The organism is Pseudomonas sp. SCA2728.1_7 (genome assembly GCF_018138145.1).
Classification (GTDB): Bacteria; Pseudomonadota; Gammaproteobacteria; order Pseudomonadales; family Pseudomonadaceae; genus Aquipseudomonas; species Aquipseudomonas koreensis_A.
In genome coordinates this window covers 3,546,715-3,559,737 of record NZ_CP073104.1, presented here as the reverse complement: position 1 = coordinate 3,559,737, position 13,023 = coordinate 3,546,715, and the positions used below count along the sequence as shown (strand labels likewise).

General features: G+C 52.6%; 8 protein-coding genes. All 8 read left to right on the top strand.

Annotation, left to right across the window (positions count from 1 at the left end):
• Window positions 1-88 precede the first annotated feature (88 nt).
• The 8 genes from orn to KBP52_RS15850 all read left to right on the top strand — a co-directional run bounded on the left by orn (window position 89) and on the right by KBP52_RS15850 (window position 13,022).
• Window positions 89-631, top strand: coding sequence for an oligoribonuclease (gene orn, locus KBP52_RS15885; protein WP_064593092.1), 543 nt, complete (start codon window positions 89-91; stop codon window positions 629-631).
• A 505-nt stretch (window positions 632-1,136) separates the two neighbouring features.
• Window positions 1,137-2,156, top strand: coding sequence for a hypothetical protein (locus KBP52_RS15880; RefSeq protein WP_212620521.1), 1,020 nt, complete (start codon window positions 1,137-1,139; stop codon window positions 2,154-2,156).
• A gap of 249 nt (window positions 2,157-2,405) precedes the next feature.
• The gene (locus tag KBP52_RS15875; protein WP_077570612.1) at window positions 2,406-3,017 is read left to right on the top strand and encodes a trimeric intracellular cation channel family protein; all 612 of its coding nucleotides are present in this window, start codon (window positions 2,406-2,408) and stop codon (window positions 3,015-3,017) included.
• Window positions 3,018-3,191: 174 nt separating this feature from the next.
• Window positions 3,192-4,223 (top strand): hypothetical protein, encoded by a 1,032-nt coding sequence (locus tag KBP52_RS15870; RefSeq protein ID WP_212620520.1) that lies wholly within the window; start codon window positions 3,192-3,194, stop codon window positions 4,221-4,223.
• Window positions 4,224-4,409: 186 nt separating this feature from the next.
• Window positions 4,410-5,879, top strand: coding sequence for a DUF6543 domain-containing protein (locus KBP52_RS15865; RefSeq protein WP_212620519.1), 1,470 nt, complete (start codon window positions 4,410-4,412; stop codon window positions 5,877-5,879).
• Between the two features lie 28 nt (window positions 5,880-5,907).
• On the top strand, window positions 5,908-6,840 hold the full coding sequence (locus KBP52_RS15860) for a leucine-rich repeat domain-containing protein (protein WP_212620518.1): 933 nt from the start codon (window positions 5,908-5,910) through the stop codon (window positions 6,838-6,840).
• Between the two features lie 340 nt (window positions 6,841-7,180).
• On the top strand, window positions 7,181-8,167 hold the full coding sequence (locus KBP52_RS15855) for a hypothetical protein (protein WP_116031941.1): 987 nt from the start codon (window positions 7,181-7,183) through the stop codon (window positions 8,165-8,167).
• A gap of 82 nt (window positions 8,168-8,249) precedes the next feature.
• Window positions 8,250-13,022, top strand: a complete 4,773-nt coding sequence (locus tag KBP52_RS15850; RefSeq protein WP_212620517.1) for an RHS repeat-associated core domain-containing protein — start codon at window positions 8,250-8,252, stop codon at window positions 13,020-13,022.
• The last annotated feature ends 1 nt before the right edge of the window (window position 13,023 follow it).

The following is a 13,023-nucleotide window of genomic DNA, read 5'->3' as shown; positions in this document are numbered from 1 at the left end:
TGCAGCGATTAGGTAAAACGGCCGCGAGTTTAGCACGCCCGGCCACCGGCCTAGGCTAAACTGCGCAGCATTGCCTAGGAGCCGACATATGCAAAACCCGCAGAACCTGATCTGGATCGACCTGGAAATGACCGGTCTGGATCCGGAAAACGACGTCATTATCGAGATGGCCACTATCGTCACCGACAGTGATCTCAACACGTTGGCCGAAGGCCCGGTGATTGCCATTCACCACAGCGACGAAGTGCTCGCCCGCATGGACGAGTGGAACACTCGCACCCACGGCAACTCCGGCCTGACCCAGCGCGTGCGAGACAGCCGCATCAGCATGGCCGAGGCAGAAGCCGAAACCATCGCCTTCCTGGAAAAATGGGTACCGAAGGGCAAATCGCCGATCTGCGGCAACAGCATCTGCCAGGATCGCCGCTTCCTTTATACGCACATGAAGTCGCTGGAAAGCTATTTCCACTACCGCAACCTCGACGTCTCCACGCTCAAGGAACTGGCCGCGCGCTGGGCGCCGGACGTGCGAGACAGCTTCAAGAAGGGCAGCACGCACCTGGCGCTGGACGATATCCGCGAATCGATCGCCGAGTTGCAGCACTACCGCAAGCATTTCATCAAGTTTTAAGGTGTTTGTGCAGGAGTTGCCGCCGACCGGGATTTTTTTTGCGCTTGTTGTGCATTCGCAAATATTCAAGATCGCAGTCCGTGGCAGCTCCTCAATTGAAACGTGCGGCACACGCTCTGTCGTGCCAGTGCGAAATGGTGTAGCGGTATTTGCGCTGACCGCTGCATCTCGTGCGACATCTGTGCAATGACCTCCCGCTGACCTTTCGAAACGAAGTTATACAAACTCTATCGTTGCACCCCTCTCATTTATATATTGTGCCTTTGGCTAATATTTCGAGCGGCCACGCCAGGCTGTGTTTGATCTTGCTTATTTATTGTCATGCCCGGTAAAACAATGCGTTGGGGAGTTTGATTTTAGGGGGATTTTTCTTCAGAACTAAAGTTGTGAATAATTATTTTATTTACACTTTTGCGTGAGAGGTTTTTCTGGGCGCATGTTTTACTGTCACTCCATACTTCGAATCTTGGAGTGTTCGGGTTTATGTCTATCAAGGAAGAAGTTCATGAGTGAAGAACATATTGCGTCACAGGATCAATCCCATGAAGCAGGCGCGGCGGAAAGTATCGGTAGTATTGCCGTAAAGTTTGACGCGGGTGCATCCAGTCGAAATAAAGTGCTATACGCCAATGGGCGCATGCAGGTTAAGGTCCAGGTTGTCGTGACGGGTCTGGATCGCGATGGTAACGTCGTTGCTGTTTCCGACGAAGTCATGGAGAGTATTCGTCTTATTCACTACGATAGCGGCAAAACCTTGCGCAATGGTTGGCGAGCCAGCACGGAACAGGGCCGTTTCACCCTGGCGGTAGCGCACTCCACCACGGTTGTGGAGGATGATGGAGACGAGGATCTTTCCGGCCAGCGCCGGGTACGAGCGTTCTGGGTATCCAGCGAAAATGTTGAAACCGTCCAGATCGGTGCTTCTATAAAATTCGATAACACGGTCATCCGCAGTAATGGAACAACTCTGTCGAGCAGGCACGACAGCAGTATCAGTCTTGAAGCCATCCTGCCGGTAACCTATGCGATTGAGCAGTTTCGTTGGGAAAACGTCTGGTATGAGGGCGGGTTTAAAAATCAGCGTATTTACAAATACTATCTCGGCTTATATCCCAATGCACAACAAGTAAAGTTGGTGGAGTGGATTGCTGAGGGTTCTGATGACAGCGTTGTATTCGCCTTCGGTAATAAAGTCGATGGATGGAAAGCAGCGTTTCAGGCAGGCGTTCTGATCCATCCGGACCTGCACACGTTTAACCTGTCGTTACCGTTTATCGAGGCTTCCGGTGTGGTGCCAGAGGCCATTAGGTATATTTATCATGAAAAGGACTATAAGGTTGAAGTCAACGATCGCATCGGAGAACTGACGGTTGTCCAGGCACTGTCCCCAGGCGTACGAAATCAACCGCCCGTCGACAGATCGGAAATTTTCCGTTTCACCGCTCTGGATCAATTTGGCACTAAACATGAGCTGGCTATCCGCACTAACTTTAAAGAGCGAAGCTTTAGGCTGGAGCGAGGCTGATATTTCATTTTTTCTACAATACAAAGAGACAAATTGCCTTTAAGCATTTGTACAAGAAACCTCGGAGTTGCAGATTGTAGTGGTTACTCTGGATGCAGTTTACCGATTCGACGTGACGCTGGTGGTGACTCCGGCTATCCATTCCTTGATCAATGACGGCGGTTTCAAATTGACGCGATGTTAGCGTCTTCTCTGTTGGTGCCGGCGCGTAGTGGCTAAACTGCGCGCCTCACTGCCAGGATCGCCACCATGTTGCTGATGCTCTATCTGATCGCCATTACCGCCGAAGCCATGACTGGCGCCCTCTCTGCCGGGCGGCGCGGCATGGACTGGTTTGGCGTAGTGCTGATCGCCTGCGTGACAGCTTTGGGCGGTGGTTCGGTGCGCGACGTGCTGCTCGGCCATTATCCGCTGACCTGGGTTAAACATCCGGAATACCTGGTGCTGACCTCGGCCGCAGCAATGTTCACGGTGTTCACCGCGCGTTGGATGCGCCACTTGCGCTCGCTGTTTCTGGTGCTCGACGCCGTCGGCCTGGTGGCGTTCACCCTGATTGGCTGCATGACCGCCCTGGAAATGGGCCACGGCATGCTGGTGGCGTCGGTCAGCGGTGTGATCACCGGGGTATTCGGCGGCATCTTGCGTGATATTTTCTGCAACGACATTCCGCTTATTTTTCGGCGCGAACTTTATGCGAGTGTCTCGTTCGCTGCGGCGTGGTGCTACATGCTGTGTCTTTATCTGAATGTGCCAAGCGAGCAAGCCATTCTGATCACTCTGTTCGGTGGATTTTTGTTACGTCTGCTGGCTATCCGTTTTCATTGGGAAATGCCCAAGTTCGTTTATAACGACGAGCATTGATACTTGATGCAGGAAGATAGTGGTTTGCCGGGTAAGCCTGTAAGCCGCTAAAGATATTGCAAGTGTATGTTTTTTACATTTTTCGCTTTGCTGTTTATTTGAAAGTTCTGTAGTTTTTTTGTTGGCACATTTTTGATGTCAATATTTAAATATAACTCTTCAAAGGAATAGATCATGAGCGAAAGCATGGATGCTACACCCGATCAGCAAACCAGTCTGCCCACTCTTGCAGGCCTTTCCAGTATGAAGGTCAAGTTTGATGCCAGCGACAGTACTCGTAGCAAATCGCTGTTCGGTAACGGCCGGATGCAGCTGAAAGTGCAGGTTCTGGTGTCCGGGGTAGACGCCAATGGCAACGCCATTCACGTACCTGCAGATGTAATGGAAAGTATCGAACTGATTCATTACAACACTGGCAGGACGTTACGCGATGGCTGGGCCGCGAGCACCGTGCAAGGGCGTTTTACCATTGAGGCACGACCTTCACAGACTGCCGGCGAGGTTCACGACGATGATCTGGAAAATGACAACGTCCACCCTCAAGTACGCACGTTCTGGGTATCTTCATCGAGCGCCGGGACGACCCAGATCGGTGCGCGCCTGACGCTGAACGGTGAGAGGATTCTCAGCAACGGAACCACACTTTCCAGTGTTCAGGACAGCAGCATAACCATCGAAGCACAACCTCCTTCGGCGTATTCCATGGAAGAATTTCGCTGGTATCAAACCAGGCGCGGCGATGAATTGCCGGGCAATCGTATCTTCAACCATCGTCTGGGGCTGTATCCGCGAGGGCAGCAGATCAAGCTGGTCGATTGGGTTGTAGACGGTATAGAAGAAGGCGTTGACCATGATTTTGCGGGAGGCAACAGACTTAATGAAATAAAAACCAACTATATGAAGGTCATTCTTGTTCGCCCCGAAACCCATAAAGTGACTGTGTCATTGCCGGCCAATGGCGATCCGTTTGTATTCGCTTTTTTTCCTGATGCCCATACATGGAGTGAGCAGAATTATTCTGTAAGGATCCAGAGCGACGGAGAGCTGACCGTCGTGCAAGCCCTGTCCGAATACTCGAAGATGGGTAAAAAAATCAAATATGGAAACAAACTTCACTTTCTCGCCATTGATGAACACGGTACAGAACATAAACTGGCAATTCGTGTGAATTTCTATGAGCGTAATTTGTATCTGGAACGAGGCTAAGTATCACTTTCGCTGATGCAGTTTCGGTGGATGTAGTAGATATCTATGCTTTTTACTATGGCAACTAGCTATAAGCTGTGGTGTTCATTTATCAGGTAATCGCACCCGAAGTGCTTTTACTTATATCAAGTGTTGGCCCTTCAGTTACGCAGGGCCAACACAACCACATCTCAAGGATGAGTCGTCATGACTGGCAAACCGCCAAAGGTCAAACCTGTAGCTGCTCGAACCAAAACTCCCGATTTCAGCGTCGAGGGAACTCATCGCCTACCTTCCGCTGCTTCAGTAATGCTCCAACCGCCTAAACCGCATCGCCTGGAATCCTTGCATCCTTCCTTCGGGCCTGACTCGGTAGCAGTGACACCAACGATCAGGGTGAGCGTGAACCCGAGGGCCTCCGCAATCGGCGAGTTCGCGAAGCATGCCGCGAAGTCCTCACTGGCAGATTACTGGATACCCACACCCAAAAGCTTCGGCGAGATCAATGCGCAAGGCATTCGGGTAGTGCAGCAGCGTCAGTATGTCGCCGTAGCCGATGGCCATGTCGTGCAAGTGGTGCTGGACGCCAAGAGTGGCCTGTTTCGCGCGACGCTGGCCAGTGAACTCAACCCCTCCGGCCCGCTATTGAAACCGGACAGCGAGGGCCGACTCTGGGTCCCGCTGGACAGCGATGTCGCCACCTTCACTGATTCAATATCCGTACAAACCGCACAGCTTTTTCGCCGGATGGGCCGTTCCGTAACGCAGTTTTCCGACTCCATGGTGGACCACATGCTGGCAGTGAGCGGGGTCAATGAATCAGTGCTGCGCGATGTACTTATTAATGATCGCCCTGTGCCTTTTTTACTGGAGGACACCATCAGGCGATTCGAACTTGATCAGAAGATTCAGGCGCAGGGACTCGGGGGCGCACCTGATCGGTTTACGCGGTTCAGGGATCTGGAAGATGCATTCGAATCCGATTGCGATGAAAACACTTTGCGGATGCGCCAGGTATTTCCAGGTCTACCGAAAACGGCTGCGCTGGCGATATGGCGCAATACGAGCGCTGCCGAGCGATTGCATATGCACAACCAACCGGGCATGCCGCAGCGAGTGGCGAAAGAGGCACTGGTGGCGCTGCGAGACATTCGCCTGGCAAGGGCCGTGGAAGGCATTTATTTAGAGGCGATAGCCAACCCGGACAGTGATCGGTTAGTGCTGCGTATGCTCGGAAATCTCGCGAATTGGCCGCGGCAGACTCGTATCGAGATTCGCCAAGGGGCGGTGGACGGGGATGTCCTGAGTGCTATCGGCGATGCCCGGTCGCCGATTTTTCAAGTGTTGATTCGTCAGGATGATGGCTATGTCATCCAGAGCAGTGACGCCCAATTACTTCAAGGATCGAAGGATCTGTATTCAACCCTCTGGCTTCTGTTGTCGCCCAGGCATCGTCAGTTACTGGGTGTGACAGAAGGTGGTGGTGCGGCACTGCAACAGTTGATCCGTGCACAGCCGTTGCCGCCCCGCCAAACCGTGAGCGAGTTGCTGGGGCTGGCGCCGCTTCCGGTTACCGTTGATCCTGCCACTGCGCAATTCAGGCAAGCGGGACACTTGCGAGGGGGGGAGCGACAACAACCCGGTATCGCCAAAATCCGTGATAGAGCGTGTACGTGATCTTTATCCGCATCTTCGAGATGAGGACGTGACGGCATTTATCAACGAGCGCTTGAAGAGTGATCCATCAGACGTTTTGTTTCGTCTGGAAACGGAGCTTGCGACGTTACGTGATGAACTGGCGATATGGACTGCCGATGGGGAGTCACCTCATGCGCAGACGTCGGAACCAGAACGCGTGCCGACATCCGTCGAACGACGCCAGACTCGCGAGCAGTTCAGCGCTAAGTTGCAGGATATCTGGCAGCGCAAGTCGGTTTCGAAGTGGGAGGAAGGAGACTATCAGTTTTCTCACTATGTAGATTTTTCGGGTGAGCTACCAAGGTTGTCCGCCCGATTTGAATATGTAACAGAGTTGTTACTGACCGCAAATGAACCGGGCGCACGGATAGGCGCGTTTCTTGACAGTTTTCCCAATATTCAATGTTTAGGGATCTTTGGCATAAAAATGGAAGAATTCCCGTCAGGAATATTTCAAATGCGCCAGTTAAGCGAGCTTACGTTGGACGGGTGTTCACTAAAACTGTCCGACGTAACAGTTGAAGGATTGTCCAGAATCGAAATGCTTACCCGGTTGAATTTGGCAAACAATCCGCTGACAGTTGCTCCGCATGTAGGCTACATGGCAGGTTTAACCGGATTGATGCTGAGCAACGCCAATCTATCCAGCGTTCCCTCAGGCATAGATACGCTCAGTAAACTGGGTGTCGTGGCATTGCATGATAATAATATTTCCGACGTGGGATATGAACTGTTCGATATTCCGGATACACAGGAGTTGTTTGTTGGCTTGACGAATAACCCGCTGAGTGATGCGTCAAGGAAACGGATCAGTCAGTATCTTGAAAATTCCAGTATGGATCGGAAGGTGGAAATCCAGACGGAGGATGTAGTTTCAGAATCTGACTCCGATAGTGAGTCCTCAGAGAGCGGATTCTCGACAGGTTCAGAAAGTGACTGAATGTTGATGGAAGTAACAGTCTCTTTGTTTTTCTCACATGACCTGACATGAATATACTGCTCGGCGGCTCCCCTTTTGATTCTCTGAAACGTAGGTCAAAAGGGGAGAGCGATAGTTGAGTGCTGGAATCAATGGGGCGAGAAGAGTGTTGTTGGTTTGCGTATCATGAAGTTGGCGATTTTTGAATATATTAATATTTGTGTGAGATGCTGGAGGGGGTGTTGAAATATTACACCCTCACAATTTGTCTAATGTCGCTGCTGTTTTTATTTAAATCGATCTTCAATACTTTGCTGAGTCCTAAAAGGGCGAAATCTATTAATCAGCAAGGTGCTTTTAAATGTTTGATGATCAAATTGGTATTTCCCGCATCGAGGTGAAACTCGATGCCACAAGGTCTGGCCAGCATAAAGTACTTTATGCCAACGGGCGTATGCAGGTGCGTGTTTTAGTGCTCCTGCACGGGATCGATAACAATGGCGACGGTGCATCACTGCATGGACATCCTGCGTTGCAGTCACTGCGTTTGATCGCCTATAACGGCGCGCGGCCTCTGGAGGGAGACTGGAGTGTATCGCTTCAGGAGAATCGTTATGCTCACGAAATGTCGGGTGGGGCAACGCGGCTGTCAGAAGTCCCGCGTACCACGCATAACCGGATAAGCGAGGATTCTGATCCGGTACAGATTTTTCAATTCTGGGTTGCGGCTTCCAGGCCTGGAATCATGGAAGTTGCCGCTGAGATTTCCATGGACGGCGTCATATTGCGAAGCAACGGAATTGGTTTCGACAGCAGTGTTACGCTGGAGGCGATTCCGCCGAAAAAATATAATCAGAACAGTTTTTCTCTTCATAAGTACGGTGCGCTCACCGAAAGAGTATACGAAGAGCGAATTCAATACTTTCATCTTGGTCTGCACGCTGATGGTCGTCAGATTCACCTGCTTGACTGGTACAGCAAGGATATAAAGCTTAACCCCTATGATGCTGAAGATGCGGTAATGGTGTACTCGTCAGGCACGATAAACCTCTACAGTGGCGGTGGCAGAAGTTTTTATGGCTATCTGGCGCCGATCTATGGGCGATCGGCCTCGGTCAAAACGAATCTCGGTTATATCACTTTCCCGATTAACGATGTGCCGGGGGTGTTGACACTATTGCAACGCATTACTATCCAAACAGAGGAAAAGCCGGCAAACGAAGGTGCGTTCGAACTCGCTGTTATTGATGAGTTCGGTACGGAGCACTGGCTTGGTATTGATGGTGATAAAGAGACGCGAACTTTTATTCTGGGTGAGTCGAAACGGGCTACAAAACAATTTGCCTGATTGTATTTCTGTGGCCGGCGAATTTTCGCAGGCCGACTTGACCTGCTCTTGTCTATATCTGGAATAAAGGAGATTTTTTTCTATGGAAAGTAATTCGTCTTCCGCTGTTCAATCAAACGCTTTTAACTTCGGTGAGTTTGTTTCCGGAGGTGTTGATCCGCGTACGGGGATATATACGTGTTCATTTTCCTTGGGAAAGTTGCATTCGGCGGATCTTAACGGCCCTGAGTTTGCACTTTCACTGGGTTTTAATCCGCTTAGTCAGACAGATGTCGGGTTCGGCATTGGCTGGTCTTTGACCCTGACAAATTACGACTTGCGCAGCAAAGTCATGACATTGTCCAACGGTGAGCGCTACAAGGCTGTCGAGACGTCTACCGGTCTGAAGTTCAAGGAAATGAAGCTGCAGACGGCCAAGGTGTTGGTGACCGGGGCCGGGCGTTATGAAGTTCGATACAAGGATGGTCGGCGTGAACTGCTAAAAGTCCTGGCTGGCACTCAGGTCGCCGTAGCGGAAAAAATAATCGCGGCGAACGGTGTGAGCATCGCTTTGAAGCACGAGTTGTTCAACCAGTTTCCCAGGTTGAGCGAAGTCCGTGACAGCAAACGATGCTTGCTGAGAATTACACGCAATGCGGGTCAGGTTACATTGACCCGGTGTCCCGATACCTTGTCCAGCGTCGACTACAAGTTAATCTTGAAAAACGCTCGGGTGACGGCAATCGAGCTTCCGGTCGGTAAAGGATGGGAACTGGAATATGAAGTCATTGATGAGGCCAGCTATCTGCACCGCGTCGTCAATCCATTGCGCGGCGTGGAAATCATTCGCTACAAGCGTCAAGGTCATAGCTTCGTAAATGGCGTGGAACAGACACTGCCGTTTGTTATCGCTCACGATATCTATCCTGGGCGCGGTCAACCCAGACTCTGCAAGACCTACACGTACTCCGACCATAACTTCCTTGGGCAGGGCCTGCTCCCGGCCAGGGATAATGACCTGGATCCGCTCTATCTGGCACCCGGCAACTACGTCTACACCTCGGACGAGCAGTTGTTATTGAGCGGCAAAGTGCATACGCGCATTAAACGCACTTACAACAAATTCCATCTGTTGGTGGCTGAGGTTACAACCTGTGGTGACGCCCAGATCGCCACCGCCACGGAGTATCACTGTTCCGTCACCAAGCCTTTCAATGAGCAGGTGGCTCAGTTCCGTATGCCGAAAGTCCATAGGGTGACTCACCTTGATCGGCGCACCCAACAGCAGCGTGTGGAAACCACCGTCACCGAGTTTGATGGCGAAGGAAACTTGCTCAAGCATATTGAGCCAAGTGGGGTGACGACTTCGACGGAATTTTATCCGGCAAGTGGTGGCGATAGTTGCCCGGAGGATCCGCTGGGTTTTTCCAGGTTTCCGAAAAAGAGGACGGTCACCGCTGCCGCGGCGGGTGGTGCTTCGACTGTCACGTATTACGACTATGCGCTACATACCGCATTGGAAGGTACGGAACTGGCATCTGTGTTACCGGTTGAGGAGCGTTTTTACGAAGTTGTGGAAGGTGTTGAGGTTTTGCGCTCGAGAACCGAACGCAGTTACCTGAATACGCCCAAGGACCCACTCAAGCACGGGGCCACGAAACAGCAAAGTATCATTCTCAATGATAAAAAAACCTCTACCGAGTTTTCCTATGAACTTGAGGGTGACAGGTTGCGGGTCAAATCCAGTACACGCGGATTTGACGGCGCGCTGCAGACCACTGAGAAAGTGCTTTCGACGCTAACCGGATTACCGGTGTCAGAGGTCGGTGTCGATGGCGAGCACATCGAGCATGAGTACGATGCGATCGGCCGGCCAGTGCGCAAAACGGTCGCTTCCGGCACCCCTTATGCGGCCGCTACCCGGTGGGCTTATCTGGCCGCCAGCAAACAGCGGCCGGCAACAATGGTGACCATGGATCCCTCCGGCGGTGAGCAGAAAGTGAGCTATGACGGCCTGGAGCGGGTAATCACCGTTCAGGAAAAGGACTGCGACCATCCAGCCGAGGACGGGCTCATCCCGACTCGTACGCTTTATTCTGCCCTGCATGATTCGGTCGGTCACACGGTGGAAGTGACGCTGACCGATTGGCGTGATGGCAAGCCTTATCCGGTCAGCACCCGCTACGAATTCGATTCCTGGGGCCAAGTCAGCAAGACGTTGCATGCCGATGGGCGTATCGAATACAGCGAGACGGATCCGGTCCTTCGCCAGCAAACCCATTGGTTCCAGGGGATGGGCAAGACACTCACTCTCGTCAATGATTTCGGTAAACCGCTCAGTGTCGAGAGCTTCAATCTGAACAACAAGAGTCTCGGCAAAAGCGTTTACACCTATGACGGGTACGGGCGCACAACCAGCGCGACAGATCCTGTCGGCAATATCACTCGATATGAATACGACGTTTTCGACCGGATGATCCGCACTGTCCTGCCCGACACCAGTGTGGTCGTGACCGACTACGCCGAGCATAGCGATGAAGGTCTACCGATCGGCATCAAGGTCGGTGACAAAGTGTTGGGGCAGCAAACTTATGATGGTTTGGGGCGTTTGATACAAAGTACCGTGGGCGGACGAAAGTCCGAGGCGGGTTATGAAGCGGGGTTCACTCAGCCGCAGTGGTACAAGAGTGCTGATGGCAAAAAAACCGAATTCACTTATTTGCGCGAGCTGGGCGGGTTACTGACGGAGCGCAAGGCCGGTGCATTGCTCACGACCATGACTTACAACCCCGTCAGTGGCAATCCCCTGACCTGTACCGAAAACGGCAGGGAGCGCAATTTCACCTACTACCCCTCCGGGCGCCTCAAATCCGAAAGGACGACCTTCGGCGCTATCACGAAAGCAACATTCAGTACCTGGTCCCTGCAGGGGCGACCGGTCACCCATGTCGATGTGCTCGGAGCCGAAAGCAGATCCGAATACGATCAGCATGGCCGCCTGCTATCCACCTCACAGGGCACGCTGAAAACCGAGTTCCACTACAACATCCAGACGGGGATGCTGGACTGGACGAAAACCGCAGAAACGTCGATCAAGCGGCAGATGATCACCCGGTTTGCCTATGACGATATCGGTCGTGAAACCCGTCGTACATTCGAGATTCAGGGGCAGCCTGACCAGACGCTGGAATCGACTTACACCCTCGCTGGCAAACTGGCGCAGAAAGTCTCCAGGCGGGGCACGCAACTGTTGCGCGATGAACAATTCACCTACGATGTGCGTGGGCGTCTGATCCAGTACGACTGTGCCGGCATCCAAAAGCCCCGCGATCCGTATGGCAAGGAAATTGTCCAGCAGACGTTCACCTTCGATGCGCTGGACAACATTCTGACCGTGCAGACCAAGTTCCCGCTGGGCGTGAATCTGACCACCTTCAGTTATGACAATCCCGATCCTGCCCAGCTCAGCGCTGTCAAACATTCCCATGTCGACTATCCACCGGCAGTGACGCTGGAGTACGACGCCAACGGCAGGATGATCAAGGACGATCAGGCGCGAACTCTGGCCTATGACGCGTTCGGACGTCTTGAGCAATTATCCGGCGCAGGCGGATCCGTCATTCGTGGCTACCATTACGACGGCTTCGACGATCTGGTTGAACTGTCGCAACCCGGAAAGGTGACTGCGCAGCGTTACTACTATGCAGGCCGGGTCGCCAATGAGGTGAGTGGTGAGAATTCATCCAGTGTCGTGCGTCACGGTGGCGCGCTTGTGGGGCAACAGCAACTCGGTTTGAACGCCGGCGCGCAGTTGTTTGGTACCGATCAGCAGCAAAGCGTGCTGGCAACGCTGGGCAAGGAACAGCTCACCGATTGCGCCTACAGCCCTTACGGGCATCGTCCTGCCGAAGGTGGCCTGTTCAGCCTCGCGGGATTCAACGGCGAGCAGTTGGATCCGGTGACCGGGTTGTATCTGCTGGGTAACGGTTACAGAGCCTATAGCCCGACATTGATGCGATTCCTCGCCCCCGACAGCATGAGTCCGTTTGGCGCGGGTGGATTGAATGCCTACAGTTATTGCCTGGGCGACCCTGTCAATCGTGTCGACCCGACCGGGCATATCTCTTGGCAATCGATCCTGGGCATCGGGCTCAGTATCCTCGGGGTTGTCGCCAGCGTGCTGACGATGGGCGCGGCGACGCCATGGGCAGCGGCTGCGTTGGGACTGGCAGTGACTTCAGGCTTGGCAGGTATTGCCAGCGAAGTGGTCGACGGGCTTGCACCGGGTTCTCAAGCAGGCGAGATATTGGGCTGGATCAGCTTCGGTCTTGGGCTGGCGTCACTCGGTGCAGGTTTGGCGGCGGGTGCAAAAGCTGCTGTGAATGCTGGCAGGAAGATGGCTTCAGCCTTTAGCAAAGGTCTTAGTCCCGACGGCAAGGACACAGCCAAAGCGGCAAAACATTTCAAGAAGCCTGGAAAAGGTGCCAAGGCTGCGGCCAAAAAAACCAATGCGCCCGTGGAGGATGTGGCACAAGAGCCTTGGCAATTGCAGTGGGTCGAGCCAGACAACTTCTTGCATGTAGGAAATGCGAATAAGGCTGAAGGCTTCTACGGCCTTGTGAACAGCAATAAGTCCCCCCGCCAGGCAGCCTTGGACTCCAGGTTGATGTACGAGGAATTCGGACCAGCCGGCGATGGAAGAAAACTAACGCATGTTTTGACTGCGTTCAAGAAAGGACGAGGTGAACGTATTTACCTTCTAGAGGACAGTAATACGAGAGTTTGCAAAGTCATCCAGGCGGGCGGCCATTGGGACGAAGGAGAAACCAGCAAAATAATGAAAAATGCTAAAAGCATGAAAACAACACGCGTGTAAG